This is a genomic window from Kutzneria chonburiensis (assembly GCF_028622115.1).
Classification (GTDB): Bacteria; Actinomycetota; Actinomycetes; order Mycobacteriales; family Pseudonocardiaceae; genus Kutzneria; species Kutzneria chonburiensis.
In genome coordinates this window covers 3,255,541-3,281,554 of sequence record NZ_CP097263.1, presented here as the reverse complement: position 1 = coordinate 3,281,554, position 26,014 = coordinate 3,255,541, and the positions used below count along the sequence as shown (strand labels likewise).

Annotated in this window: 18 protein-coding genes, 1 pseudogene and 1 riboswitch; of the genes and pseudogenes, 7 read left to right on the top strand and 12 right to left on the bottom strand. The window is 69.7% G+C overall.

What is annotated here, in order from left to right:
* The first annotated feature begins 21 nt into the window (after window positions 1–21).
* Window positions 22–732 carry a DUF2306 domain-containing protein gene (locus M3Q35_RS14725; protein ID WP_273942312.1) on the top strand — a complete coding sequence of 237 codons (711 nt, stop codon included), beginning with the start codon at window positions 22–24 and terminating at the stop codon, window positions 730–732.
* Here M3Q35_RS14725 and atzF read toward each other — a convergent pair.
* The 9 genes and pseudogenes from atzF to M3Q35_RS14680 all read right to left on the bottom strand — a co-directional run bounded on the left by atzF (window position 686) and on the right by M3Q35_RS14680 (window position 12,998).
* Entirely contained in the window at window positions 686–2,308 is a 1,623-nt protein-coding gene (gene atzF, locus M3Q35_RS14720; protein WP_273942311.1) for an allophanate hydrolase, read from the bottom strand. The two genes, M3Q35_RS14725 and atzF, sit on opposite strands and share 47 nt — an antisense overlap.
* A complete protein-coding gene (locus M3Q35_RS14715) occupies window positions 2,305–4,341 on the bottom strand; it encodes a carboxyltransferase domain-containing protein (RefSeq protein ID WP_273942309.1) in 2,037 nt (678 codons plus the stop codon). The genes atzF and M3Q35_RS14715 overlap by 4 nt, the downstream gene beginning before the upstream one ends.
* Window positions 4,338–4,964, bottom strand: coding sequence for an urea amidolyase associated protein UAAP2 (locus M3Q35_RS14710; protein WP_273942308.1), 627 nt, complete (start codon window positions 4,962–4,964; stop codon window positions 4,338–4,340). The genes M3Q35_RS14715 and M3Q35_RS14710 overlap by 4 nt, the downstream gene beginning before the upstream one ends.
* Entirely contained in the window at window positions 4,961–5,605 is a 645-nt protein-coding gene (locus tag M3Q35_RS14705) for a DUF1989 domain-containing protein (RefSeq protein ID WP_273942306.1), read from the bottom strand. The genes M3Q35_RS14710 and M3Q35_RS14705 overlap by 4 nt, the downstream gene beginning before the upstream one ends.
* Complete coding sequence (locus tag M3Q35_RS14700) at window positions 5,602–7,113, bottom strand: amino acid permease (RefSeq protein WP_273942305.1); 1,512 nt, start codon at window positions 7,111–7,113, stop codon at window positions 5,602–5,604. Before M3Q35_RS14700 ends, M3Q35_RS14705 begins: the two co-directional genes overlap by 4 nt.
* 68 nt (window positions 7,114–7,181) lie before the next feature.
* Window positions 7,182–7,291, bottom strand: a riboswitch (guanidine-I (ykkC/yxkD leader).
* A 159-nt stretch (window positions 7,292–7,450) separates the two neighbouring features.
* A complete protein-coding gene (locus tag M3Q35_RS14695; protein WP_273942304.1) occupies window positions 7,451–9,607 on the bottom strand; it encodes a cellulose binding domain-containing protein in 2,157 nt (718 codons plus the stop codon).
* A 129-nt stretch (window positions 9,608–9,736) separates the two neighbouring features.
* A pseudogene (locus tag M3Q35_RS14690) lies at window positions 9,737–10,705 on the bottom strand (non-reducing end alpha-L-arabinofuranosidase family hydrolase); the annotation flags it as partial.
* A 257-nt stretch (window positions 10,706–10,962) separates the two neighbouring features.
* Window positions 10,963–11,994, bottom strand: coding sequence for a LacI family DNA-binding transcriptional regulator (locus tag M3Q35_RS14685; RefSeq protein WP_273942303.1), 1,032 nt, complete (start codon window positions 11,992–11,994; stop codon window positions 10,963–10,965).
* A gap of 86 nt (window positions 11,995–12,080) precedes the next feature.
* A complete protein-coding gene (locus M3Q35_RS14680) occupies window positions 12,081–12,998 on the bottom strand; it encodes an RlpA-like double-psi beta-barrel domain-containing protein (protein WP_273942301.1) in 918 nt (305 codons plus the stop codon).
* A gap of 175 nt (window positions 12,999–13,173) precedes the next feature.
* On the opposite strand from M3Q35_RS14680, the gene M3Q35_RS14675 reads away from it, so the two are divergent.
* A complete protein-coding gene (locus tag M3Q35_RS14675) occupies window positions 13,174–15,189 on the top strand; it encodes a cellulose binding domain-containing protein (RefSeq protein ID WP_273942300.1) in 2,016 nt (671 codons plus the stop codon).
* Here M3Q35_RS14675 and M3Q35_RS14670 read toward each other — a convergent pair.
* On the bottom strand, window positions 15,186–15,938 hold the full coding sequence (locus M3Q35_RS14670) for a FadR/GntR family transcriptional regulator (RefSeq protein ID WP_273942299.1): 753 nt from the start codon (window positions 15,936–15,938) through the stop codon (window positions 15,186–15,188). The two genes, M3Q35_RS14675 and M3Q35_RS14670, sit on opposite strands and share 4 nt — an antisense overlap.
* A gap of 229 nt (window positions 15,939–16,167) precedes the next feature.
* On the opposite strand from M3Q35_RS14670, the gene M3Q35_RS14665 reads away from it, so the two are divergent.
* Genes M3Q35_RS14665 through M3Q35_RS14645 form a run of 5 tightly spaced genes read left to right on the top strand, consistent with a single transcriptional unit; the run spans window position 16,168 to window position 22,474 of the window.
* Window positions 16,168–17,502, top strand: coding sequence for an ABC transporter substrate-binding protein (locus M3Q35_RS14665; RefSeq protein ID WP_273942298.1), 1,335 nt, complete (start codon window positions 16,168–16,170; stop codon window positions 17,500–17,502).
* Complete coding sequence (locus M3Q35_RS14660; protein ID WP_273942297.1) at window positions 17,499–18,380, top strand: carbohydrate ABC transporter permease; 882 nt, start codon at window positions 17,499–17,501, stop codon at window positions 18,378–18,380. The genes M3Q35_RS14665 and M3Q35_RS14660 overlap by 4 nt, the downstream gene beginning before the upstream one ends.
* Window positions 18,370–19,239 (top strand): carbohydrate ABC transporter permease, encoded by an 870-nt coding sequence (locus tag M3Q35_RS14655; RefSeq protein ID WP_273942296.1) that lies wholly within the window; start codon window positions 18,370–18,372, stop codon window positions 19,237–19,239. The genes M3Q35_RS14660 and M3Q35_RS14655 overlap by 11 nt, the downstream gene beginning before the upstream one ends.
* A 3-nt stretch (window positions 19,240–19,242) precedes the next feature.
* Window positions 19,243–21,171, top strand: coding sequence for a DUF8034 domain-containing protein (locus tag M3Q35_RS14650; RefSeq protein ID WP_273942295.1), 1,929 nt, complete (start codon window positions 19,243–19,245; stop codon window positions 21,169–21,171).
* Window positions 21,161–22,474: an extracellular catalytic domain type 1 short-chain-length polyhydroxyalkanoate depolymerase gene (locus M3Q35_RS14645; protein ID WP_273942294.1), complete on the top strand. Its 1,314-nt coding sequence runs from the start codon at window positions 21,161–21,163 to the stop codon at window positions 22,472–22,474. Before M3Q35_RS14650 ends, M3Q35_RS14645 begins: the two co-directional genes overlap by 11 nt.
* A 97-nt stretch (window positions 22,475–22,571) precedes the next feature.
* Here the strand turns inward: M3Q35_RS14645 and M3Q35_RS14640 are convergent, their stop codons facing one another.
* Together M3Q35_RS14640 and M3Q35_RS14635 are read right to left on the bottom strand one after the other, a co-directional pair.
* Window positions 22,572–24,038: an arabinofuranosidase catalytic domain-containing protein gene (locus M3Q35_RS14640; protein WP_273942293.1), complete on the bottom strand. Its 1,467-nt coding sequence runs from the start codon at window positions 24,036–24,038 to the stop codon at window positions 22,572–22,574.
* Window positions 24,039–24,052: 14 nt separating this feature from the next.
* The gene (locus M3Q35_RS14635) at window positions 24,053–26,014 is read right to left on the bottom strand and encodes an alpha-L-fucosidase (RefSeq protein WP_273942292.1); all 1,962 of its coding nucleotides are present in this window, start codon (window positions 26,012–26,014) and stop codon (window positions 24,053–24,055) included.

Genomic DNA, 26,014 nt, shown 5'->3' with positions numbered 1-26,014 from the left:
TCCGGACGCCACGCTCTGGCCATGACTTCAACCAGGCGGATGTGGCTGCTGCCAACCGGTCTCGTGCTGCTCAGCACCATTCCCGTGCTCGCCGGCGGCCTGCGGATCGGCCAGCTCGGCACCGGTGCCCAGATCACCGCGGACAACGCTCGGTTCTTCGCCGATCCCGTGCCGGTGGTGGTGCACATCATCGGCGTCACCGTGTTCTGCGTGCTCGGCGCTTTCCAGTTCTCGGCCGGATTTCGGGCACGATGGCCGCGCTGGCACCGGATCGCCGGCCGCGTCGTGCTGCCGTGCGGGCTCGCGGCGGCGTTGTCGGGACTGTGGATGACCGTGTTCTACCCGCGTGCGGCCAACGTCGGCGATCTGCTCACCGCGTTCCGGTTGGTGTTCGGCACCGCGATGGCGGTGTCGCTGGTATTGGGGTTCCTGGCCGTCAGGCGCCGTGACATCGCGGGGCATCGCGCATGGATGACGCGCGGATACGCCATCGGCATCGGTGCCGGCACCCAGGCGGTCACGCAGTTGCCGGTGGTCGTCGTGTTCGGCTCGGTCAACACGCTCACCGACGCGTTGATGTCGCTCGGGGCCTGGCTGCTCAACCTGGCGATCGCCGAATGGTTCCTGCGCCGGCGGCCGTCTCGCCGCGGCCGCGCCGTCTCTCGCCAGGTGCTGGGCGCGGCCCTCAAGCGCGGTCGGCAAGATAGGCTCGCCAGCCGCCGTGTCGGCTGATCTCCCGGGTCGGATCGGCGCAGCCGGTGTCCGCGACGAAGCCGAGCACCGTCGTGCCGTCGTCCAGCCCGAGCGGCCCGAGGTGCAGCGGCGGCGCGATGCCAGGCAGCAGACCGCCGACGGCAGCGGCCGGCAGGTCCCACACCTCTACCTCGAAACCGCCCGGACCGTCGCCCGCGACCAGACCTGGTCGCGGAAACGGTCCGTCCACTGTGTACATACGGTAGCCCGCGGCCGTCCGGGCCCGGCTGTGCAAGGTGCCGCCGAGCCGGACGAGGTCGGCGTTGGCGGGCTGACCGGTGAGGTGGGCTCCGGCGACCGCCAGCAGGCACCGTTCGACGATCGGCGGTTCGGCCTCGCCGGTCCAGCGGGCCGCCAGGTCGAGCAGCGGTGCGTCGGCGAAGGCGGGCGCGATCAACTGCACGCCGAACGGCAGGCCGTCGGCCTCGCCGGCCGGCACCGCGACCGCGCACAGGTCGAACAGGTTCACCATGTTCGTGAACACGCCCAGCCGCGCATTCGCCCCGACCGGATCGGCGGCGACGTCGGCCAGTGTCGGATGCCCCGGTGTCACGGGCAGCAGGAGGGCGTCCGCTCCGACGAAGGTCCGTTCCGCGATCGACCGCAGCCGGGCCAGTTCACGGTGGGCGGCGAACACCTCGGCTGCGGGGAAACCGTTGCCGGCCAACACGATCTGCCGTACGGTCGGATCCACCCCGGGGCCGTCCAACTGGTCGCCGAACGCGGCCAGCCGTTCGGCGACCAGCGCCGAGCCGTACAACAGCCGCGCCGCCGCCAGGAACGGCTCGACGTCCACGGGCACGACGTGGGCGACAAGCTTGAGACGGTCCACCGCGGCGGCCCATGCGGTCTCGTACGCCGGATCGAGGTCCAGGGGCCGGTCAGGGATCGCGACCACCCGCATCCGAGCCGCCACGCCGTGGGGGAGTCGCGGCGGCATCGGCCGTGAGTACGGGTCGGCCGGATCGTGACAGGTCAACGCCGCCAGCACCGGCCGGGCGTCCGAGACGGCACGGGTCAGCGTCGTCACGCAGTCCAGCGACGGGCACGCCGGCAGGACGCCACGGGTGGACACCAGACCACGGGTCGGCTTCACGCCAACCAGGCCGTTGAACGCCGCCGGCACCCGTCCGCTGCCCGCGGTGTCGGTGCCGAGCGCGAACGGAACGACGCCGAGCGCGACGGCCACCGCGCTGCCGGAACTGCTGCCACCGCTGACGTGCGCGGCGGACGCCACGCTGTGGCACGCCCCGTACGGCGATCGGGTCCCGACCAGTCCGGTGGCGAACTGGTCCAGGTTCGTCTTGCCGATCGGCACCGCACCGGCGGCCCGCAACCGCTCAACGGCAAACGCCGTCCGCGCCGCCGGTTCCGTGCGGTCCGGGCAGGCGGCGGTGGTCGGGACGCCGGCGATGTCGATGTTGTCCTTGACTGCGAACGGAATTCCGCTGAGCGGGCCGTCCGACCCGTCCGGCGCGTCGTCCAGCAGTGTGATGAAGGCGGGCTGGTCGATCTCGGCGGCCAGTTTCAGCGCGGTGCGCACGTCGTGGCTCATGCCCGCCACCTTTCCCGCTCGGCGGCGAAGGCCGCCTCACGCGCGTTCCGGAAGCGGGCGATCTCCTCGGCATGTCGGTCCTCGAGTGCGGTGACCTCGGCCAGACCGAACTCCGCCGTTCGGGTGTCCAATGTGGACCGGCCGGCGAGGATGTCGGCTCGCAGGTCGGCCAGCTCCTCGACACTGACCGGCCGGAACCGCAGCCGGTCGAACTGCCGCAGCAGCCACGGCGGTTCGGCGACGTCGGGGACATGTCGCCAGACCGGCACGGTGCGGCCGACGAGCTGGTAGCCGCCGGGGCCTTCCATGCCGTACACGCAGAGGTACACGCCGCCGATGCCGACCGCGTTCTGCGGTGTCCAGGTGCGGGCCGGGTCGTACTTGGTGGTGACGAGCCGGTGCCGGGGATCGAGGGGAATGGCCACGGGCGCGCCGAGGTACACGTCGCCGAGGCCGACCACGAGATAGGTCGCGTCCCGCACGATGTCGAAGACGTCGTCCCGCTCGGCCAGCGCGTTGACCCGCCGGATGAACTCGACGTTGTCCGGACACCACGGCGCGTCCGGCCGAACCGACCGGGCGTAGCGGGCCATCGCCTCGTGCGCGGCCGGGTGGTCGAACGCGATCGGCAGGGTCACCTCGCGCACGTCCAGGGTGACGGCCGCCGGATCGGGCAGGCCGTCGGCCAGGTGGTCCAGCACATCGGCGATGTGCGGCAGCGGACAGGCGATGGGGTCGACCCGCACCAGCAGTGACCGCACGCCTTCGACGATCTCCCGGACGCCGACGACGGCGGAGCCCCGCAGCGACCGCGCGAGCAGATGCACCCACAGTCGAACGCGCAGGTCAAGCCGCGGCGGGCCGGCCTCCAGGAGAACGTGGTGATCGCCGGCGCGTCGAACGACGACCGCGGGGGCGTCCGCCGTGGCGGACCGGGACAGCAACAAACCGTGATCGCGCAGCAGGTCGGGACGGATGCTCGGCGGGGCCGAACGCGGTGCGGGCACGCCGGCCAGCGATCGCTCGAACGCATCGGACACGGCACGGGTCGGGTCGGCCAGCAGCGCGTCACGCTCGGCGTTGACGGCATCGGCCTCGTCCGGGGACACCAGCACCAACTGGACGGTGTCGCCCGGCCGGGCCTGGGCGAACATCCAGCGATCGGCCCGGATCACCGTGTAGGGCACGACAAAACCACCGAGACTGGGCCCGTCCGGCCCGACCACGACCGGGGTGTCGCCGGACAGCATGATGCCGCCGATCGGGTAGGCGCTGTCGTGGATGTTGGACGGATGCAGACCGGCCTCGCCGCCGTCCGGCCGCGCCCAATCCGGCCGGGGGCCGACCAGCCGGACGCCGGTGCGGTCGGCCCGGTGATCGACCGTCCACGTCGCCGCCAGCAGCGCGGTGGCACCGGCTTCGGTGAGGTGCTCCGGCGCGCCGTGCGGACCGGCCAGCACGCGGACGGTCCAGGTCGATCCCAGCGTTGGCAACACGGCCGCGACGTCCACCGGAACCGCGAGGTTTTCCTCACGCCCCAAGGGGATCGCGTCGCCGACCGTCAGTGCTCGGCCGTCGAGGCCGCCGAACTTGCCGAGCAGGAACGTCGCCCGGCTGCCGAACACCGGTGACACCGCGATGCCACCGCCGATCGCGAGATAGGCCCGGAAGCCCGGCGCGCCGCAGGGGCCGACGTCGACGACCGAACCCGCGCCGACGACAGTGACCACGCCTGGCCGAAGCAGACGACCGTCCACAGTGGCCTGATGCGCCGACCCGGTGACGCACACCGTTGCCCTGCGGTCGAACCGCAGCACCGGGCCGGTTGCCACGGCTTCCAGCCCCGCGGCCGACGGCGGGTTGCCCACGGCGGCGTTGGCCAGAGCGAAAGACAAGTCGTCCCAGGCCCCGGACGGCGGCACGCCGACGTCCCATAGGCCGCCGCGACCGGCCAGATCCTGCACGGTGGTCTGCGTGCCGGCCGCGAGGACCGTGACGGTCGCGGCCCGCACGCCGTGGTCGATGACGGTCATACCGGCCACCAGCCCAGCAGTCGCACGGGGGTGGGATTCCAGCCGTTGCAAGGGTTGTTGACCTGTGGGCAGTTGCTGATCAGCACCAGCAGATCTCGCTCGGCCCGCACCTGGACGTGCTTGCCCGGCGCGGAGACGCCGTCGACGAAGGTGAGCCCGCCGGCTGCCGTCACCGGGACGTTCATGAAGAAGTTGATGTTGTGCCCGAGTCGGCGCGCGTCGATGCCGGCCGCCGCGCCGTAGCGCAGAAACGTTTCACGACAGGCATTCTGGTGACGGGTGTGCGTGCCATAACGGACCACATTGGACTCCTGCGCGCACGCGCCACCCAGCGTGTCGTGGCGGCCGCAGGTGTCGTCGGTGATCGTCGCCAACACGTCCAGTCGCGTCGACAGCAGCCGCGAACCGGTGGTCAGGTAGACCGCGCCCTGCTCACGGACGGTGTCGAACGCGCTGTACCGGTTGTCCACGTCGGCGGCGTCGTAGAACAGCGTGTCCACGGCCTGGTTGCCGTGCAGGTCGACGATGCGGAACGTGCCGCCGGCCGGGATCGGGCCGAGAAAGCCTTCGCCCGCCTCGACAACGGTGTCCAACGCGGCGGTCGCGGGGTCGAACGCGGTCATGCGAAGACCTCCTTCGACAGCAGCAGGGCCCGTTCGCTTTCCACGCGGAACGTCCGGGACGGGTCGTCCGGACCGGCCGGTTCGGCGGCCCAGACCTCCGCCCGCACCGGCTGCGCCTCCTGACGCGGATCGAGCGGATGGGGCGCGGTCGACAACACGGCGAGCACGTCGATCTCGGTGCGCAGTGCCACCCAATCGTCGGCAGAAGCGTGATTCGGTTGGTACGCAAGGGTTCCGGCCGCGTCATCGGACGTGGCCACCTTGGCGAAGAAGTTCACACAGCCGTGGATGTCGGCCACGTCCCGGCCGTGCTTGCGCAGTTCGGAGAGCAGGCCTCGTCGAGCGTCGGCGGAATGGCCGCACAGGGCGTCGTGCCAGGGCAGCGACGAGCCGGTGACCGAGCACAAGGCCAGGCCGCGGTCGGACATCAACACCATTGGCGGCCGAATCGTGGCCGACATCTGGGCCTTCAACGTGTCCGGCACGTTCAGACGGTCGACCGGATGCCCGGCGGTGAACAGCAGCGTCGAGCAGTTCGCGCCGGGACCGAGCGCGGTGAGCCGGAGTTCGCGGCCCGCCCGCACCAGCACCGACCACGCAGCGCCGGCCGGGATGTCATGGGAGACAAGGACATCACTCATTCGACACCGTCCAACGCCAGCGTGACGATCATCGGACGGCGGGTGCGGGCCAGGTACGCCAGCCCGCCGACGGCCAGCGCACCGATCAAGAACAGCGGCGCGAACCACTGGAGGTAGACGTGGCCACCGGCCGGATCGAACACCTCGCTCCGCGGCCAGCCGAGGTTGACGGCCATCAGCGCGCCCCACCCGACGGCCAGGACGTTGACCACGACGCCCCACCGTCCGAGGCTGAACTCGCCGGCCCGGGCCGGTAGGCCGCCGCGCAGCCGTCGTACCAGCAACGGCAGGGTAACCATGAGATAGGCCAAGTACAGCAACATGATGCAGACGCTGGCGATCGTCGTGAACAGGGCCGGATTGCCCACGTTGACCAGCAACAGCGCCGCCGCCAGCACCCCGACCAGGACCGCGGCGCGAACCGGGGTGCCGGTGCGCCGGTTGACGGCCGCGAGCCCGGAGGAGAACGGCAGCACGCCGTCCCGCGACATCGAGAACACCATCCGCGTCGCGGCGGTCTGGATGGCCAGGGTGCACACCGCGACCGCGATCGCGACGTCCACCAGGAACACCCGCCCGAGCGTGTCGCCGAGCCGGTCGGTCAGCACGAAGGGCAGGCCGCGGGCCGGGTCGCCGAGGCTGCCGTCGGTCACGCTGCCGGCCGCCATCAACGTGGCCAGCAGCATCAGCGCGCCGCCGAGCCCGGACACCAGCACGGCCCGGACGATGGTGCGGGGCGTGGTTCGGCGCGGGTCGCGGGTCTCCTCCGACAGCTCACCCGCGCTGTCGAACCCGACCAGCACGTACGCCGCCATCAGGCCCGACACCGCGAACGACCACAGGTAGCTGTGCCCGGCGGTGCCCTGCGTCGCCAACACCACCGCGGGGCCACGCTCGGAGTGGGCGAACAGGGCAACGCACAGCAATGCCACGCCGACCAGCTCGCACGTCACGCCGACGCTGTTGACCACGGACATCAGCCGCACACCGGTCGCCGTCACGGCTGTCGTGACGCATAGCAGAAGCACGCCCAACACCACGGCGTTGGCCGCGCCGGTCGGGCTGGTCAACGAGCTGTCCCCGGGCACCAGTTGGAACCCGGACCAGACCGGCGGCAGCACGACCTGCAACGCGATCGCGGCGCCGGCCAGGGTCACCACCTGGGCGACCATCATCAGCCAGCCGGCGGTCCAGCCCCAGAGCCGGCCGCCCAATCGGGTGGCCCACTGGTAGATCGCGCCGGAGATCGGGTAGCGGGCGGCCAGCTCGGCGAAGCACAGCGCGACCAGCAGCTGTCCGACCAGGACGATCGGCCAGGTCCAGAAGAACGCCGGGCCGCCGAATCCGAAGCCGAAGAAGAACAGCTGGAACACGGTGGTGAGGATGGAGACGAACGAGAAGCCGGCGGCGAACGAGCCGTAGCCGCCGATCTTGCGGCGCAGCTGCTGGCCGTAGCCGAAGGTGGACAGGTCGCTGGTGTCCGTGGCGGAGGGCGGCTCCGCAGCCATGGGTCTGACGCTCACGACAGCCTCCGGATCATGCGAGCCCGAACCACGCGCGCAGCCCGGGGCCAGTGGCCTCCCGGGCTTTTCTCCCGCCGTGGAACGGTGCCGCGACCGGCGCGGACCGCCTGCGTCTCTCGGACCAGACCCGCGTCGCCGCGGCGGAACCCTAGACGCGCCCCGCGCTGCGGCGGGTCGTGACCAGTGCACCGGTGGGCGGTGTCGCCGCCGGGTCGGTCCGGTGAACCCCTTGTATCGGAAACAGTCGATGGGCGGCCGAACGCGTCACATCGTGTTCACACGGGATCGGCGGGTGGCCGGCCGTCGACCACCCGCCGATCGGTCAGCCCGTGCAGGCCGTGCCGTTGACGGAGAACGCGGTCGGTGCCGCGCTCGAATTCGACCAGACGCCCTGGAAGCCGAACGACGCCGACGCGCCAGCGGGTACGGATCCGTTGTAGCCGGCGTTGATCGCCGTGACCTTGGCTCCGGACTGGGTGACCGTGGCGTTCCAGGCATTTGTGACCTTCTGGTCACCGCCGAACGTGAACGTCACGGTCCAGCCCGGCCATGGCGTGGCGCCGGTGTTGGTGATGGTCACGTTGCCGGTGAATCCGCCGGGCCAGGTGTTGGCCTGATAAGTGGCCTTGCATCCGCCGGACGCCGGTGGACCGGTGGTCACCGCGAGGGTGCCGGATCGGGCCGAGCGGGTGCCGGCGGTGTCCTTGGCGTACACAGCGAAGGTGTAGGCGGTGGCGGGCGTGAGACCGCTGACCGTGGCGGCGTTCGTGGCCGGGGACGCGACGACCGTCTCGGCGGTGCCGTTCACCTGGACCACGTCGTAGCCGGCGATGCCACTCGAACTGGACGATGGAGTCCAGTTCAGGCTGACGGAGTTCGACGTGACGGCGGTGGCGGTTGGCGTGCCGGGGGTGCTCGGCGGGGTGTGGGTCGTCCCGGGCTGGAGGGTGATCACGGTCGCGGTGTACGGCGCGATGGTCTGCGACGCCGCGCTACCGGCCGTCGTCGTGGTAATGCCGGTGCCGGGCGGGGCGAGCGTGGCCACGGTCGGCGTGGCGCCGCTGGGCGTGAATCCGTTGTACGCCAGGCTCACCGTGTAGCTGGTGGACGGATCGCCGTTGACCAGCATGACCTTCAGCGAGCCGTCGGCCTTCTTCACGGCGAACGACCGTACGAGCGAGGAGCTGGAGGACGTGGACACCAGCGTGTCGCCGGGGTGGATGAACTGGCCGAGCAGCTGGAGTCCGTAGTAGGCGGGGAAGGGCGTGTCCACGGCCGGCTCGCACAACCGCGTGCCGGTCGACGCGTCACAGCTGGCGTCGGACAGCACGCCGTAGTCGCCGTAGTTCGCGGTGCCGTACAACGACGGGCCGTTGTCGCCGGTGGTCACGATGCCGTTGTGGATCTGCCACCAGTCGACGTTGGCCACGCCCGCACCCAGCCAGCCGAGGTAGTCCTGCTCGAGGTGCAGCGCGTTGACGATGCCGACGGTTTGCTTGCCGGGGTTGGACGACACCGAGTTCGTCTCGGTGATCATGATCGGCACCGCATTGCCGATCAGCGAGCGCAGCGACGACACCATGCCGGGGATCTGGGCGTCGGAGCTCAGCAGGCCGGCGTCGGTCGGCCCCGGCGGCGTGACGCTGCTCGGGTTCTGCGGATACCAGTGCACGTCGGCGAAACCCAGCTGGTCGCCCAGCGTGGACAGCACGGTCTGGTTCCACGGCTGCGGGCTGCCGGCCGAGGTGAGGCCGTCCGGCCAGTTGCCGGGCGCGGTCAGCACGACGCCGACCACGATGCTGGGGTCGACCGCCTTCATCGCGCTGATGTAGGCCTTGGCGTTCTGCGCGTACACGGCCGGACCGCAGTTGGCCGGGTTCGAGCCTGCGGCGCAGTGCCGGTCGGGTTCCCAGCTGCCGCCGTAGGTCCCGTTGCCGTAGATCTCGTTGCCGATCTCCCAGTACTTGATGCCGTAGTGGTGGGTGACGTTGGCGTAGCGGACCCAGTCGGCGGCCAGCTGCGCGCCGGTCTCGGGCGGGTTCTGCGCCGCCCCGGCGGCGTCGCCGGTTCCGTAGTTGACGGTGATCATGCCTTGCGCCCCGGTCTGGCCCAGCAGCGTGGCGTAGTGGTCGAAGTCCACCGCCTGCCGCTGGCCGGACGTGACGTCGGTGTTGGCCCGCCAGTCGTAGGTGTCCGACGACGTGCCGCCGGGGAAGCGGATCACGTTGGTGCCGACCGACTTCAGCAGTCCGGGCACGGCGGCGTCGGTGAGTGCGGCGTCGTACACCGAGCCGTTGATCCCGATCGCCGTCGCGGGCACGGTGGCGAGCGCGCTGTTAGCGTTCACACTCACCGAGGCGGCGGTGGCCGCCGGGGTCACCGCGGCCGCCGGCCCGCCGGTCGCCAAGGCGGTGGCCAGTAACGCCGTGGCGGGTAGCGTCATCCATCGTCTGCGGTGATCTCTGTGCGGGATCGGCATGCCGTGGCTCCTCGGGTCATGGAACTCGTCACGGCGGAGATTCGGCAGGCCCGTGCCCGGACGTCAACCGACGCCCGGGCACGCCCCGGTCCACCTGGCATCGCCGATGAAACTTGCACGGATGTCGGGTCAGCGCTGCAACGTCAGCAGCCCCGGCCGCCACGGCAGCTGGTCGTAGGGACCGCCGGCCGAGGGGGACTTGCCCTGGTAGAGCAGTTGGAGGTTGCAGGGATCGATGGTCATGGTCTGGTCCGGATTGCTGCGGACGAGGTCGCCGTGGCTGATGTCGTTGGTCCACGTGGCGCCGCTGTTGGCCTTGCCCGCAAAGGGATTGCTCTCGCTGGCCGCCTGCGGGGTCCACGCCCCGCCGAGGCTGCTGGCCGTGAACGAGCGGAAGTAGCGGCGCCCGTTCGTGCCCATCGCCTCGACGATCATGAGGTACTGGTTCTGGCCCTGGACGTGGTAGACCTGGACCGCTTCGAACAGGTTGCTCGTCGAGTCGCTCATGATGGTCGTGTACGAGGAGCCGAAGCTGCCGGGGAAGTTCCCGATCGGCATGCTGGCCCGGTAGATCTTGCCGTTGTCACCGGCGAAGAACAGGTACATGGTGGTGCCGTCGCCGATGAGGGTCTGGTCGATCGGACCGGTGCCGGAGCCACCGATGCTGCCGGTGAACAGCGCGTGCGGCGAGGACCAGCCGTTGGGGTTGGTGGGATCGTTCGACGTGCGATACATGAAGGGGTATTGGCCCCATTGGTAGGCGAGCACCCAGATGTTCTTGGGCGCGAAGTAGAACAGCGTCGGCGCCACCGTGCCCTGGCTCATCCCGGTCTGCCCGGTCGACGCCATGTCCGACCAGTTGGTGAAGGGAGTGAAGGCCATCGAGCCGTACGAGGACCCGTTGACGTTGGACGCGTAGACCAGATGTCGGCCGTTGTAGACGACGTTGGTGAAGTCCTTGACCGAGACCCACCCGTGCTGCGGCGTGGCCAGCGCGCCCGTTGACGTCCAGTGGTACGTGGACGGCAGCGAGCAGCCGGCGCTGGTCGACGACGGGCCGGTAGCGCTGGCCGTTGCCGTGCCGGTGCCCAGCAGCCCGGCCGACGCGACCACGGCCGCGGCGGCCAGCAAGGACCGGCCCCTGAGACTTGCTCTGTTCATGGCACTTCCCCCTGAACGAAGGGACTGTTACCGCTAACATCTCGCAGCCAAGCCTCGACTTCCGGGTCGGGAGTTGTCAATCCGTGTGTCACGGGCGTCCGGCTGGTGGGTCGGCCTCAGCACGTCGAGACGGCGATGCACGGTCCACAAAGGACAGTCGGGCGATGAAAGTTACAAAGCCCGTCGGTCCGGGGTCACGCCGAGGCGCGCAGCACGAGCTCCGTGTCGAGCACGACCCGGCGCGGCGCCGACGGGCCGCCGCCGATCAGGCTGAGCAGTTCCCGGGTCATCCGAGCGCCCATCTCCTCGACCGGCTGGCGGACGGTGGTCAGCGGGGGATCGGTGTGCCGGCCGATCGGCAGGTCGTCGAAGCCGATCACGGCGACGTCGTCGGGCACCCGGCGGCCGGCCCGGCGCAAGGCCCGCAGCACCCCGACGGCCATCAGGTCGGACGCGGTGAAGATGGCGTCCACGTCGGGTCGGCGCTCCAGCAATCGCGCCGCCGCATGCTCGCCGGACGACTGGCCGAAGTCGCCGAAGAACATCAGGCCGTGGTCGGACCGCTCCGCCTCGGCCATGACCCGGCGGTAGCCGGCAAGCCGGTCAAGGCCAACGGCCATGTCCCGTGGCCCGGCCACGGTGGCGATCACCGAACGGCCACTGTCCACGAGGTGTCGCACCGCCCGGGCGGCACCGCCGAGGTTGTCCGCGTCCACGTAGGAGAAGTCGTCGTGTCCGTCGCCGTGCACCGGTCGGCCGCCGATGACCACGGGGACCTCGATGCGGTCGAGATCAAGCGGACTGCGGCCGTGCATGCTGACGAACAGCGCGCCGTCAACGTGACCACTGCTCAGGTAGTGCATGGCCGGCGCCTGGCAGTCCCTTGTGGACGGTACCGGTAACAGTGCCAGTTGCAGACCGGCGGCGGTCAGCTCCCGGCTGACGCCGGCCGCGATGCGCGCGAAGTACGGATCGGTGAACAGCCGCAGTCCCTCCTCGCACACCACGAACGCGATCGACCGCGAGCGTGGCCGAGGCGCACCCCGGGCGGCACGCTGGCGTTCATAGCCCAATGTGGCTATGGCCGACTCGACCTGTCTCCGGGTCTCGGCGCGCACGCGCGGAAAACCGTTGAGCACTCGGGACGCGGTCGCCGAGGACACCCCGGCCGCCCGCGCGACATCGGCGAGCGTCGGGGGCGAAGGGCACGGCTCGACAGCGGTCACGCTCCACCTCACACGACGGCGTTGTCCAGTGGCGTAACCTCAGTGTTACCGCAAACATTCATGCCGGGCAAGGAAGGAACGTTCACTCATGACGTGGTGTACGTGACCGCCGTGTAGGCCGGGCCGCAACCGGTTGCGCAGGTGGACGGCAGCGAGAACTGGTAGATCCGCCCTCCGGCCACCGGGGCGTCCGCGGCGTCCACCACCCGGATCTGGTACTGCGTGCCCTGGGCGGGCGATGTGGTCGTGGGCGCGATCTGGTAGTCCTGGCCCATGTCGGAGTCCATGGTGGCCGCATGCCAGGCGCCATTGGAGTAGTACTGCACGCCGTGGATCCCGTTGGGCAGGTGCGAGATCGCGATGACCGGCCAGTACGGTTGGGCCGACTGGATGAAACCGATGCGGATGTCGCCGGAGTAGGCCGGGGCCGGCACGTACTGCCAGCTGATCCGCCGGTTGTTCCAGTGGTTCGGGTACAGGTCGCCGACCGGCTGCCCGCCCTTCGCGAACAGGTTGAGCGAGTTCTGCGCCAGGTCCAGGTGGTTCGGGTCGTCACGGCACCAGGCGTTGGAATCGGCGCAGCTGTCCGCGACCAGCATGGTGAGCGTCGCTCCGTCGTACTTGTCGGAAATCCATGACCCGTTGCGGCAGAAGGGCTGTCCCGGCGCGCCGTCGTTGGTGCCGGTGCACAGGTCGCCGATGGTCACCTGGACGTACCGGCCGCAGTTGTGACCGTTGTCGAACGAGCCGATGATATTCGACGACGACGCGGGGATCGGGCGCTGATGCCAGCCGTAGTCGCCGGGCGTGTTGAACACGTTGAGCGCCACGAAGTTCTGGCTGTCGATGGCGGACTGCGGCAGTCCACAGCCGCCGTACGGCGAGCCGAGGCCGGAGAAGTACGTGGCGTTGCCGGTCACCGGACCGGACGCGGCCGGGGTGGCGAGCAGGCCCGCCGCGAGCACGGCGACCGAGGCCAGTCGGGACACGACATCCTTGCGCATGGCCGATTCTGTGAGCGCCAACAGTCGCGCTGTCAAGTTTCCGCGTGGCCGGCGTGAAAGTTTCCGCGGCCGACCCCGTCGATGGCCGCGGTGGTTGACGGTCTCGTCGTGGCGGTGCTTTCCTCCGGCCCGGACAGCGATCTTCCCTTGCGGCACAGGCAGGATGGTGATCTCGTTGACGGCGCGGCGATTCCGTCTGATCACGGCGGTCGCGGTACTCGGCGCGGGACTGCTCGCGGCCGGGCCGGCCGCGGCCGATCCAGGGTCGGTGACGGTCACGGTCAACGCCCGGGCCGGGCTGGCCACCGTGTCCGACACGGCCGTCGGCGTGAACCACGCGGTGTGGGACAGCGAGCTCGGCACGAACACGGTGGCCGATCTGTACGCCAAGGCCGGCGTCGGCATGATGCGCTACCCGGGCGGCTCCTACGGCGACATCTACCATTGGAAGGACAACACCGCCCCCGGCGGCTACGTCGCGCCGAACACCGATTTCGACACGTTCATGGGCGGCGTGCACCGCGCCGGCGCACAGCCGATCATCATCGCCGACTACGGCAGCGGCACGCCGCAGGAGGCCGCCGACTGGGTGCGATACGCCAATGTCACCAAGGGATACGGGGCCAAGTACTGGGAGATCGGCAACGAGCTGTACGGCAACGGCCACTACGGCGCCAACTGGGAAGCCGACCAGCACGCCGACAAGAGCCCGACGGCCTACGCGCAGGGCGTGGTCGCCTACGCCGACGCGATGAAGGCCGTCGACCCGACGATCAAGGTCGGCGCGGTCCTCACCACCCCGGCGAACTGGCCCGACGGCCTGGTCGGCAGCGGCGACTCGGCCACGTGGAACGAGACCGTGCTGTCGATCGCGGCGTCGCACATCGACTTCGTCATCCTGCACTGGTACCCGTCCGGCGCGACCGCGGCCGACGAGCTGTCCCGCCCGGACCAGGTCACCGACATGCTCTACCTGGTGCGCCAGGAGATCGACCGGCACTCCGGCGGCCGGGACATCGGCATCGCCTTGACGGAAACCAACACCGCCGTCGGCATGGACACCCAGCCCGGCGCACTGTTCGCCGCCGAGACCTACGCCAGTCTGCTGGCCAACGGCGTGTTCACGGTCGACTGGTGGGACACGCACAACGGGCCGACAACAGTGTCCACCGTGGCCGGCCAGACCGACTACGGCGACTCCGGGCTGCTGTCCAGCGGCGGTTGCGTCAACGGCACGTGCGAGCCGGCGGTGAACACGCCCTTCGCCCCGTACCACGCGCTGTCCATGCTTGGTTCCTTTGCCCGGCCCGGCGATCAGTTCGTGCGGGCCGGCAGCGATCAGCCGACCGTCAACGCCTACGCCGTTCGCCGGGCCAACGGTGATCTCGCGCTCCTGTTGGTGAACAAGGATCCCGACAACGCCCACACCATCGCCGTCAACTACGCGGGATACACGCCTTCGCCTGCTGTTCCGACAGTTTCGACGTTCACCAACGGGGCGAGCGCCGTCACCACCACCTCCGCCGGCACGGCCACCAGCCAAACACTGCCGCCGTACTCCCTGACCACCGTGCTGCTGCATCCCGCCGCGACCAACGCCCAGCCCGCGCCGCCGGGCCAGCCGTCCGCCGGCACGGTCACGGATCGGACCGCGACGATCTCCTGGCCGTCGTCCGGCACCGGTCTGAAGTACGAGGTCTACCGGCAGGTCGGTGCCGTCAGCGAGGAGTTGGGGGAGACCACCGGCACGTCACTGGACGTCGCCAACCTCAACCCGGGCACGCGCTACACCGTGAACGTGTTGGCCCGCAACGGTTCCGGTGCCGTGTCGTGGTCTTCGCCGCCGCTGACGTTCACGACAACGGCACCAGCTCACAGCACGTGTTCGGTGCGGTACGCCGACGCCAACGACTGGGCCAGCGGCTTCGTCGGCAGCGTCGACATCACCAACACCGGCTCCGCCCCGCTCGACGGCTGGACGCTCGCCTTCACCTGGCCGACGCCGTACCAGCAGGTCAGCAGCGGCTGGAACGGGACATGGACGCAGCAGGGAACCACGGTCGTCGTCACCGGCACCGGCCAGCTGGCGCCGAACGCCAAGGTCAACACCGGCTTCGTCGCCGGCTACACCGGGCCGAACGTGACACCGATCGCCTTCACCCTGAACGGAACCGTGTGCGCCACCGGCTAGCCCTGGCCGAACACCCGGCGCTGGATCTCCCGGCGGTAGTCCTCGAGCGTGTTGTCGATGTGCAGGGCCGCCGCCCGCGCGGCGGCCTCCGGCTCACCGTCCCGGATCGCCTGGTAGATCGCGGCGTGCTCGGCGACGGCGTCCTCGGCGTGCCCGCCGACGGTCCCGTTCAGCCCGATCACGCTGGACTGGTGCTGAAGCCGGCGGGCCTCGCGGACGGCGATGACCAGCAGCGGATTGTGCGACGCGGTGGCGATGCCGACGTGGAACTCGTCGTCGCCCTGCTCGAAAACGGCGGCCTGGCCGGTGAGATGGCCGTGCCGGCAGGTCTCGCCGGCCGCCTCGATGGCCCGCAGCTCGGCCGGGGTGGCCCGGGTGGCGGCCAGCCGGCTGGCCTCCATCTCCTGGATGCGGCGGAACTCGAAGAGCATGTAGACGTGGTCCAGGTCGGTCGGCATGAAGAAGCCGCCCCAGCGGGCCGTGCCGAGCATGCCCTCGTCGTCGGCGACGTACAGGCCGCGGCCCTTCTGCGCCCGCACCCGGCCGATCGCGGAGAGGATCTTGATGGCCTCCCGGACCACGGTGCGGCTGGTGCCCAGCCGGGCGGCCAGCTCGTTCTCGGTCGGCATCCGGTCGCCCGGCCGCAGCCGGAGATCGGCGATCAGCTGGAGGATCTGCTCGGCGACGAGCTCATAGCCGGGACGGTAGGCCTTCCCGCCGGCTGCCGGCTCCACGGGCAGTGCGTCCACCGTGTACCTCCGTGATCGTGGCCGGGATGAGCGTACGCCATCACCGGCTTGGCCCATATGTGTACGACTTATTCTGCCATCGAAACAGTCGACGCCGCAGGTGTGTCCGGCAAATGCGCTGCAAAGGCGGACAGCAGCCGGGGAATAGGTGGGCTCTTCCTCTTGACGTGAGCCGAGATGGGGAGCCTAATTCTGGGCGTCTCCGGCCCACACAGTCGTGGAGCAAGCCATGATCCGAAGCAAGGCAAGACCTCCCCGGACGATCACCCTGCTGGCCGTCGCCGCAGCGCTGGCCGCCACTGCATGCAGTGGCACCACGAACGCCGGTGACACCAAGGACGGTTTCACCCAGGCGCCGCAGTCCGACGGCCCGCTGACCGTGTGGGTCGACTCGACCCGGCTGCCCGCGGCGCAGCTCTACCAGAAGCAGCACCCGGCGGTGAAGATGGACATCGTCACCTACGACGGCGACGCCAACGGGTCCAACTACCTCCAGACCAAGGTGAGTCTGTTCAACCGCACCGGCAACGGCTGGCCGGACGTGGTGTTCAGCTCCCAGAACAACGAGGCGACCTGGGCCGTCACGGCCAAGTTCGCCGCCCCGCTGAACAAAGGCCTGATCCCGCAGTCCCTGTTGGACGGCTGGGCCAACAACGCCAACCAACCGTGCACTGTGGACGGTGTGGTCCACTGCCTGCGCAACGACCTCTCGCAGACGGTGTTGTGGTACAACGCCGCGCTGATGACCCAGTGGGGCTACACCGTCCCCACCACGTGGGAACAGTACGAAGCGCTGGGCAAGAAGGTCGCCACGGAGCACCCGGGCTACCTCGTCGGCGCGGCCGGCGACACCTTCACCCCGGAGATCTACCTCTGGGCGAGCAAGTGCGGCGCCAACCACATCACCGGGCCCAAGGCCGTCGCGGTGAACACCACGAGTCCGGCCTGCACGCGGATGGCCTCGCTGCTGGACCGCCTTGTCGCGGCCAAGACCATGTCGACGAGCAGCGTCTTCTCCTCGGACTTCGACAAGAACGAGGCCGACAAGATCCTCATGATGCCCGGCCCGTCCTGGTACGGCGGCTCGCTGTTCCAGGGCACGTTCAAGACGCCGAAGGGGCAGGTCGGGATCGCGCCGATGCCGCACTGGGCCGACGACCCGAGCCCGTCCGCCGGCAACGTCGGCGGCGGGACCTGGCTGCTCTCGGCCCACTCCGCGCATCTCAAGGCGGCCACCGACTTCCTGACCTGGGTCACCACCTCGGACGACTACCAGGGCAAGCTCGCCGTCGGCTATCCGGCCTACGCCCCGGCGGCCAAGACCTGGCTGGCCGCCCAGGCCGCGTCCGGCTACTACGCGAACGACATCACCGCGCCGCTTCAGGCCGCGGCCGGCCAGGTGTGGCCGGACTGGGGCTACGGCCAGTTCAGCCAGGAGGCGATCTGGGCCGCCACCGTCACTCCCGGGCTGACCGCCGGCAAGACCATCGTCTCCATGCTGCCGGCCTGGCAGAAGGCGATCGCCGACTATGCCCGCTCCGACGGCTACCAGGTGACCGAGTGACGACGGTCGGATCCCGTCCACGCCCCAGCCGGGCCGCGCCGGCGTTCGTCGCCGGCTACGTGACCCTGCTGGTGGCGTTCGGCATCGTGCCGACCGCCTATGCGATCTACTTCGCCTTCACCGACAACGAAGGCGCCTTCGCGGGCCTGGCCAACTTCGCCGTCGCCGCGGCTGATTTCCGCTTCCTGCCGGCCATCGGGCACGTCGCCCTGTACCTGGTGTGCTGGCTGGCCGCGTTGGTCGTGCTGGTGGTCGCTTTGGCGCTGCTGCTGCACCGGCTCGGCGCGAGCGGGGCCGGTCGGACGCTGCGGCTCCTCTACTACCTGCCCGGTGCGCTGGCCGGCGCGGCCGGCGTGATGGTGTGGCTGTTCGTGCTCGACCCCGTGGTCAGCCCGGTCGGATTTCTGTTGCGGGCGCTGGGTTATGAGACGTTCGGCCAGGTCATCGCGCCCGGCAACCTGCCCGTGCTGTTCGCCGCGATCGCGTTCTGGACCGGCGCCGGCGGCTGGATCGTGGTGCTGTACGGCGCTTTGAACACCATCTCGACCGAGGTGCTCGAGGCGGCGCGGATCGACGGCGCCGGCGCGTGGCAGACGGCGTGGCGGACCCAGATTCCCTTGCTGCGCAAGTGGATTGTCTACATGGTGATCCTGGCCTTCGCCGGCGGCACGCAGCTGTTCGTCGAGCCGCAGCTGCTCTCCCAGGCCAGCGTCGGCGTGGCCGGCCGGGACTACTCGCCCAACCAGCTGTCCTACGACTTCGCCTTCCAGAACGACAACGTCAACACCGCCGCGGCGATCTCGGTCGAGCTGCTGGTGGTCGGGCTGGTCGTGGCCGCGGTCTTCGTGGTGCGGTCGGGGTTCTTCGATGCGGACTGAGCGCGCGGTTCCCGGTCTGCTCAGGGCGGCCGTGCTCGGGCTGTTCGCCGTCTTCTTCGTGCTGCCGGTGGTCTGGCTGGTCCTCGCGGCCACCAAGACCGACGACCAGCTCGTGCACGACAGCCCGCTGTCGTTCGGGTCGTGGTCGGCGCTGCGGGCCAACTGGGACGCGTTGACCGGCTATCAGAGCGGCGCGATCCTGCGGTGGCTGGGCAATTCCGCGGTGTACTCGTTCGCGGCGCTCGTGATCACCCTGGCAGTGGCCATCCCGGCCGGCTACGCCCTGGCCCTGACCGAGTTCCGCGGCCGGCGGGCGTTGCTGATCGCGACCCTCGTGGTCATGCTGATGCCCAATGCGACCCTGGTCGTGCCGCTCTTCCTCGAAGTCAACGCGGTGCACCTGATAGGCTCGATGTGGTCGATCATCCTGCCGTACGCGTGTTACCCCTTCGGGGTATACCTGGCCTACATCTACTTCGGCGCCGCGCTGCCACGGGACCTGCTGGACGCGGCCAAGCTGGACGGCTGCTCGGAGTTCGCCGCCTTCCGGCACATCGCCCTGCCGCTGGCCGCGCCGGTCGTCGCCCTGGTCGGCTTCTTCAGTTTCGTGGCCAACTGGACGAACTACTTCCTGCCGTACGTGCTGCTGCCGGGCAGCGACCAGGTTCCGGTGCAGGTGGGCCTGGGCACGTTGCTGGACAACGTCCCGCAGTTCAACCCGACCGCCGGCGCGGCGGCGGTGCAGCGGCCCGAGGTGGCGTTGGCGACCCTGCTGGCGATCACCCCGGTGCTGGTGGTCTTCCTGTTCTCCCAACGCTTCCTGGTGGCCGGCCTGCTGTCCGGCGCGACGAAGGACTGAGCCATGTATCCCGTGATCACGGCGTCCGTGCCGCTGCTCGAGCCGCCGGGCTGGGCGGTCGCCCAGCGCGGCCTGTTCGATCTGCTCGACCAGGCGTGGCGGCAGTTCGCGCGCGACTACACCGGCCCGGACGGGCGGCTGACCTACCACGGCCGGCTCAGCTCCCGTGACGGCGTCGACGACTTCTACGAGTCCTTCTTCAACTGGCCGCAGCTCTACCTGCTCGGCGGGGCCGACGACCTGCTGGGCGAATCGGAACGCCACTGGCACGGCGTCACCGCGCAGCTCACCGAACTCGGCATGCTCTCCGACGAGTTCGAGCGCGGCTACGACTGGTTCCACCAGGGCGAAAGCCTGCTGCTGCTGTATTTCCTGTGCATGGCCGCGCCCGAGCGCTGGCAGGAGCGCGCGCTGCGCTTCGCCGATCTGTACGTCGACCCGGCACACGGCAACTACGACCCGGAGCGCCGCATCATCACCCGTCCGCACAACGGATCCGACGCCACGCGCACCGGACTGTTCGACGGGGACTGGTATCCGTGGCTGCCGAGCGAAGCCGAGACCTACGGCTTTCCGCTGAACTGGTTGCTGCCGCCGGGCGTCGACGAGCCGCCGCGCGACCGGGATCCGCGGCTGGGCCGCGAGATGACCGAGCGGCTGGGGGTCGGCGACACGGCGGTCAACCTCGCCGTGGCCGGTCTCGTGCACAACGCCCTGCTCCTGTCGGGGGACCGGAAATACCGTGACTGGATCGCGGAGTACGTCGGCGCCTGGCGGGAACGAGCCGCCGGCGGGATCCTGCCCGACAACGTGGCCCCGGACGGCACAGTCGGCGGCTTGCTGGACGGTCGTTGGTACGGCGGCCATTACGGGTGGTCCTGGCCGCACGGCTGGTACAGCGTCGGGCACGCCGCGATCATCGCCGCGGTCGCCGCCGTCGAGGCGACCGGCGACGAGAGCCACCTCGACCTCGTCCGCCCGGCGCTGGACGCGGTCATCGCCAACGGCAAGACCATCGCGTTCTCCGATGCCGACTCCAGCCTCCGTTCCAAATGGACGGTCCAGCTCGGCGAGGACGTCGATGTGCCCACGTTGCATGTGCCGTTCCGTCACGACGATCGGGGATGGTTCGACTTCAACCCGATGCTCATGGCCGTGCCGACCGCGTTGTGGCACCACAGCGCGGCCGACGGCGACCGGGAGCGTCTCGACCGGCTGCGCGCCGCCGGCGGACACGACTGGCGTACGGTGCGGCCGTTCCGCAGCAAGGAGGAAGCGGGCCACGAGGAACCCTGGCTGGCCTACCTCAGCGGCGACAACCCCGACTATCCCGAGCGGATTCTGGCGGCCGCGCAGGCGCAGGTCCGCCATCGCCTGGCCCGCATGGCCCGGTACCGGGACCAGGAGGTGCCGGAGGCGGACATTCACCTGTGGCAGCAGTCGAACCCGGTCGTCACCGAGGCGCTCGTGCAGCTCACCTGGGGCGCACCGCAGGTGATCTACAACGGCGGCCTGCCGCAGGCCCGTGTCCGCTACTACGACGGCGATACCCGCCGGCCCGGACTGCCGCCGGCGGTCGCCGCGCTGGTCCGCGGCATCGATCCCGAGGCGACCGTGGTCGAACTGGTCAACCTGGACGGGCGGCAGCGGCGAACCGTGATCGTGCAGGCCGGCGCGTTCGCCGAGCACACCATTCACACGGTGCGCCATACGGCGTGCCACGACGACTCGTGGATCGGCGGGCTCTACGACTACGGGCACGGGCAGCCTCAGGTCATCGAGGAATCGTTGCCGGTCGACGGTCCGTGGTTGGCCGTCGAGCTGCCCGCCTCCACCCGCATCCGCCTCACCCTGCGCCTCACCTTGAGGGACAACGCCGCCAGCTATCGAACGCCTTTCGATGTGCGAAGGAGCACCTGGCATGAGCCTTGACCGACTTCTCACCGCGGCGATAGCGGTGCTCGCCGGCGCCGCGATCGCCGTGACCGCACCGGCCGGCGCCGCGCCGGCGGCGTCGCTGACGCAGGTCACCCAGTTCGGCAATAACCCCAGTAATCTCAAGATGTACGAGTACGTGCCGGACACCGTGCGGCCGCATCCGGCGGTGCTGCTCGCCCTGCACGGCTGCACCGGATCGGGCCCACAGTTCTTCTCCTCCACCGAGTTCCGGTCACTGGCCGACCGGTACGGCTTCATCGTGATCTATCCCTCGGTGACCCGCAGCTACGACTGCTGGGACGTGTCCTCACCGAACTCGTTGACCCACAACGGGAACAATGATCCGGTCGGCCTGGTGTCGATGATCCAGTACGAAGAGCAGCACCACAGCGCCGACGCCGGCCGGGTCTACGTGACCGGCGGGTCCTCCGGCGCGATGATGACCAACGTCCTGCTCGGCGACTACCCGGACGTGTTCAAGGCCGGCGCCGCGTTCATGGGCGTGCCGTTCGGCTGCTTCGCCACGACCGACGGCTCGCAGTGGAACGCCCAGTGCGCGCAGGGCCACATCAGCAAATCCCCGCAGCAGTGGGGCGATCTGGTTCGTGGAGCCGATCCGGGCTACAGCGGTCCGCGGCCGAGGATGCAGCTGTGGCACGGCACCGCCGACACCACGCTCTACTACGCGAACTTCGGCGAAGAGATCAAGCAGTGGACCAACGTCTTCGGCCTGAGCCAGACACCGACGTCCACCGACACGCCGCAGTCCGGCTGGACGCGGACCCGGTACGCCGACGGCAGCGGCACTGTCGACGTCGAGGCGTACAGCATTGCCGGGGTCGGGCATGCGTTGCCGCAGGGCGGCATGGCGGCCAACGCGATCCACTTCTTCGGGCTTGACGGCGGTGGCACTCAGCCGACCAGCGGTCCACTGCACGCGGTGGGCGCGGGCAAGTGCCTGGACTCGTCGACCACGGCCGGCACTCAGGTGCAGATCCAGGACTGCACCGGCGGGGCAAGCCAGGCGTGGACGCACACCGCCGCCAACCAGCTCACGGTGGGCTCGTCATTGTGCCTCGACGCCTACGGCAACGGGACCTCGGCCGGCACCAAGGCCGTTGTCTGGCCGTGCAACGGGCAGACAAACCAGCAGTGGCAGATCAATGCCAACGGCACCGTCACCGGTGTGCAATCGGGCCTATGCCTCGATGTTAGCGGTAACAGCACCGCTGACGGCGCACTTGTCCAACTCTGGACGTGCAGCGGCGGTTCCAACCAGCAGTGGACCCTCGGCTGATTCCCGCGCATGAAGGACCGGGCCCGGCGCAGTGCGCCGGGCCCGGTTTCGATCCCCCGGGACAGCCGCCCGTGCTCCCGGGGAATCGGTCATGTGGTCAGCTCAGCGTCCACTTCTGGCTCGCCTGACCGCCGCAGCTCTGTAGCTGGGCCAGGGTTCCGTTGGTGGTGCCCGAGTTGACGAGGTCGAGGCACAGTCCTGATTGGACTCCCTTGACGGTGCCGTCGGCGTTGACGGTCCACTGCTGGTTGGTCTGGCCGTTGCAGTTCCAGATGATCACCTTGGTGCCCGGCGTGGTGCCCTGCGCGTTGGCGTCGAGGCAGCGCATGGTGTCGCCGCTGTAGACGCTCAGCTCGCCGGCCGGGGTGCGGGTCCAGGTCTGGTTGGCCCCGCTGTTGCAGTCCCAGATCTGGACCTGCGTGCCCGGTGTCGTGGTGTTGTTGTTGACGTCCAGGCAGCGGTTGGCGGCGTTGTTGCGCACCGCCGCCGTGCTCGATCCACCGGTGCCGGCGGAATAGCCGGCGGCCACGATGTCGGCCTGCACGGCGCTTTCCGTGGCATCGGAGGGGAAGCCCGAGATCACCGCGCCCTCGAAGAACTGGCCGACGCCGCCGACGCTGTTGTCGCCGCCGGTGCCCAGCAGGATCGAGGCCTCGGTCTTCATCGGCGAGTAGCCCCTGGGCAGCGCGCCCGAGTACGGCGTGGTCAGTCCGCCGGCGGTGGCGTTGCCGTACTTGAGGGTGAAGTTGCTGGTGCCGTTGTTCTTCTCCCAGGCGCTGACGAACGGGAAGTGCACGCCCGGATTGTTCGGGTCCTTGTTGGACCCGGTTCCCGTGTGGTACATGCCGTTCTCGAGGTCGGCCTCGACCCACGGCCCGCTGCCGACACAGCTGCCGAACCAGCACGCCGTGCCCCACTCGATGGCGTTCATGGTGGCGTTGCCGGTGTCGTTGTGCGATGTCTCGCCGCTGCCGTAGTCGAAGCAGCACTGGTTGTTCACGTAGTTCGACGACGTCACCATGTAGACGCCCTCCGGATGCGACCCGGTCGGCGCGTTCTTGGCCACGTCGATCCGGTACCCGGTGCCCGGCGTGTTCTTGATGCCGTAGGCCGGATGGCCGCCCACCGTCACCGGCAGCGCCATCGCGTTGGCCCCGATGTCCGAGCCGTTCGGTCCGGGGCCGTGCCAGAAGCCGCCCCAGGAGATGGGCAGGTCGTTGTGGTTGGTGCTCTGATCGTAGATTTTCGTGATGGTGCAAGAGGTGTTAGCGCAGAAAGTGACCTGCGGCGCGGAGTCGGCGACACCGCCGGCGGCCAGCACGCCGATGTCGAGGAACTTCTTGTCGGAGTTGCGCTGGACCTGGTACAGCGGGCCGCTGTAGGCCGCGAACAGTGCCCGGGTGGTGCTGTGCGCCGCGACGCACGGCGTGCCGCCGGCGGCGTAGATGTCGCAGGCCACGCTGGTGGCGGCCCGGGCCGGGACGGCGGCGGCGTTGGTCGCGAAGAGCGAGCCGAGCACGAGCGCGGCGGCCAGGCCGGCCCGTAGGAGCAGCTTGCTTCCCATGTGTCTCCCCGTGGTCAGACGGCGGTGATGGTCCACTGGTTGTTGGTGCTGTTGTTCGGAGCCCATAGGACCGCGGCGTCGCCGACCGTGCGGTCGCCCGCGCCGTCGAGTGCGGTACCGGTGCCGCGGTTGATGATCTGGTAGAGGCCGTTGCCCATGCTGTTCAACCGCCACTGCTGGTTGGTGCTGCCGTTCCAGGCGGTCTGCACGGCCGTCGCGCCGTTGGCTGTGTTGCCCCCGCTGTCGATGACCAACCCGTTGGTGCGGTTGACGATCCGGTAGTAGCCGCCGCCGGCGTCGACCAGCTGCCACTGGAGGTTGGTGCTGCCGTCCCAGTTCCACTGCTTGACCCGGGATCCGGCGGCCACGCTGCCGCCGCCGTCCAGCACCAAACCGGTGGTGCCGTTGGCGATCCGCGTCCAGCCGGTGGGCAGCGGGCCCGAGCCCGGCGTCGGGATCGGCCCGGCGAAGGTCAGCTTGACCACGTAGGCCAACGCGTCGAACGGCGGGTTGGTCGTGGGCATGGTGATGTGCAGCCCGCCGCCGTCCTGCGTGCGGGTCGGCAGGTCGACGAACGTGCCGGCGGTGCTTCCCAGCAGCTGCACGGACTTCAGTGAAGCCAGGCTGACCTGGTTGGAGCCAAGGGTGGTGATGGTCAGCGTGCTGCCCGGCCAGCCGAGGACGCTGCCGTACAGCACGGTGTTGTCCTTGCTGCGGGTGAACCGGATGTCCCGGTTCGTGCCCTCCTTCGGGCCGCTGCCGCCCATCTGGGTCGGCCCTTCGCCGTACACCGTCCAGGCGCGGGTGGCGTAGATCGACTCGCCGAACCGCCGCAGGTGGTCGCCGATGGCGAGCAGGATCGACCGCTGCTGGTCGGGGATCGTGCCGTCGGCCATCGGCGCGATGTTCAGCTGGAGGTTGCCGTTCTTGCAGACCCGGTCGACCAGCGAGTGCAGCAGCGACTTCGCGGTGTAATAGCTGAGTCCGATGGTGTAGCACCAGCTGGTGGGCGAGATGCTGTCGTCGGTCTGCCAGTACGGGAACTGGAGGCTGGTCGGGCCGCCGCGCTCGAAGTCGTAGACCTCGCCCTTGTTGTCCAGGCCGTCCTTGTACGTGGCGACCACATCGCGGTTCCAGGCCACGGCCTGGTTGTAGTAGTGCGCGAGGAAGGCCAGCCGCTGCGACTCGTCCACCAGGCCCAGATCGAAGTCCTGGTAGACCAGGTCGGGCTGGTAGCCGTCGATGACCTCCTGAAGCTTGTTGTACCACAGCAGGTTCTCGGCAGCCGAGCCGTTCTGGCCGAACAGCCGGCGCAGCGTCTCCGTCGACTGGTAGGGGACGTACTGGTAGTACCCGTTGAAGTGATAGGCGTGGTGCAGCGCCGCCACCAGTTTCAGGCCCTTGCCGCGGATGGCGTTCGCATGCAGCTGCAACAGGTCCAGCTTGGGTCCGGTCCGGACGGAGTTCCACTCGTTGGCGGTGCTGTTCCACATCGAGTAGCCGTCGTGGTGCTCGGCGACCGGCCCGGCGAACTTCGCGCCGGCGTCGGCGAACAGCTGCGCCCACGCGTCGGGATCGAAGTTGCCGCCCGCCGACGGCAGCTTCGGCGCGAACTGCACCCAGTTGCCGGCCTTGTCGCGGGCGCCGTTGATGAAGTTCTGGTACGGCCACGCCGACGGGTCGCCGTAGACGGCCTTGTGGTGGTTGTTCTCGGCCGACCCGTTGCTGTACATGTTGCGCGGGTACCACTCGTTGCCGAACGCCGGGACGCTGAACACGCCCCAGTGGTAGTAGATGCCGAACTTGGCGTCCTGGTACCACTCCGGCGCTGGCGGGTGCTGGTCGACCGAGGCCCAGGTCGGGCTGTAGCTGCTCGGGCCGGCGGTGGCCCAGACGATGCCGGGGCGCGTCAGGCCGGCGGCCGCGGTGATGCCGGCGACGGTCAGCAGCCTTCGGCGGGTGAACCGGTGGGACAT

Coding starts and splice junctions, on each gene's coding strand:
- M3Q35_RS14725 (WP_273942312.1), top strand. CDS start 22: ATGACTTCAACCAGGCGGATGTGGCTGCTGCCAACCGGTCTCGTGCTG.
- atzF (WP_273942311.1), bottom strand. CDS start 2,308: ATGAGCCACGACGTGCGCACCGCGCTGAAACTGGCCGCCGAGATCGAC.
- M3Q35_RS14715 (WP_273942309.1), bottom strand. CDS start 4,341: ATGACCGTCATCGACCACGGCGTGCGGGCCGCGACCGTCACGGTCCTC.
- M3Q35_RS14710 (WP_273942308.1), bottom strand. CDS start 4,964: ATGACCGCGTTCGACCCCGCGACCGCCGCGTTGGACACCGTTGTCGAG.
- M3Q35_RS14705 (WP_273942306.1), bottom strand. CDS start 5,605: ATGAGTGATGTCCTTGTCTCCCATGACATCCCGGCCGGCGCTGCGTGG.
- M3Q35_RS14700 (WP_273942305.1), bottom strand. CDS start 7,113: ATGGCTGCGGAGCCGCCCTCCGCCACGGACACCAGCGACCTGTCCACC.
- M3Q35_RS14695 (WP_273942304.1), bottom strand. CDS start 9,607: ATGCCGATCCCGCACAGAGATCACCGCAGACGATGGATGACGCTACCC.
- M3Q35_RS14680 (WP_273942301.1), bottom strand. CDS start 12,998: ATGCGCAAGGATGTCGTGTCCCGACTGGCCTCGGTCGCCGTGCTCGCG.
- M3Q35_RS14665 (WP_273942298.1), top strand. CDS start 16,168: ATGATCCGAAGCAAGGCAAGACCTCCCCGGACGATCACCCTGCTGGCC.
- M3Q35_RS14655 (WP_273942296.1), top strand. CDS start 18,370: ATGCGGACTGAGCGCGCGGTTCCCGGTCTGCTCAGGGCGGCCGTGCTC.
- M3Q35_RS14650 (WP_273942295.1), top strand. CDS start 19,243: ATGTATCCCGTGATCACGGCGTCCGTGCCGCTGCTCGAGCCGCCGGGC.
- M3Q35_RS14645 (WP_273942294.1), top strand. CDS start 21,161: ATGAGCCTTGACCGACTTCTCACCGCGGCGATAGCGGTGCTCGCCGGC.
- M3Q35_RS14640 (WP_273942293.1), bottom strand. CDS start 24,038: ATGGGAAGCAAGCTGCTCCTACGGGCCGGCCTGGCCGCCGCGCTCGTG.
- M3Q35_RS14635 (WP_273942292.1), bottom strand. CDS start 26,014: ATGTCCCACCGGTTCACCCGCCGAAGGCTGCTGACCGTCGCCGGCATC.